The sequence below is a fragment of the Cupriavidus sp. SIMBA_020 genome (genome assembly GCF_046535395.1).
In the GTDB taxonomy this organism is placed as follows: domain Bacteria; phylum Pseudomonadota; class Gammaproteobacteria; order Burkholderiales; family Burkholderiaceae; genus Cupriavidus; species Cupriavidus campinensis.
The window spans coordinates 1-271 of record NZ_JAWRWU010000603.1; the positions used below are offsets into that span (position 1 = coordinate 1).

A 271-nucleotide genomic window follows, 5' to 3' on the forward strand; every position below is an offset into this window, starting at 1 on the left:
CGAGGATTTTATACGGCCGCGGGTTAACCCCGGCGAGCCGCACGGCTTCCTCGTTCGTGCCGATCCCGACCAGATAGCGCCCGAACACGGTACGCGTGAGCACGAACTGTGCCGCGATCATCACCGCGACCGCGATCAGGAACGCCGGCGAGATGCCGAGCGCGATCGGGTTCGACAGGAAATCGAACGCGTCGCCGATGTAGGCCGTGCGCGAATTCGTCAGCTGATAAGCGACGCCGCGCGCGGCCTCGAGCACGCCGAGCGACACGAT

Annotated in this window: 1 protein-coding gene; it reads right to left on the reverse strand. The window is 65.7% G+C overall.

All coding sequences use genetic code 11. The features are described 5' to 3' along the window. On the reverse strand, window positions 1-271 hold a 271-nt coding region (locus SB751_RS30695), incomplete at both ends, for an ABC transporter permease subunit (RefSeq protein ID WP_410749112.1).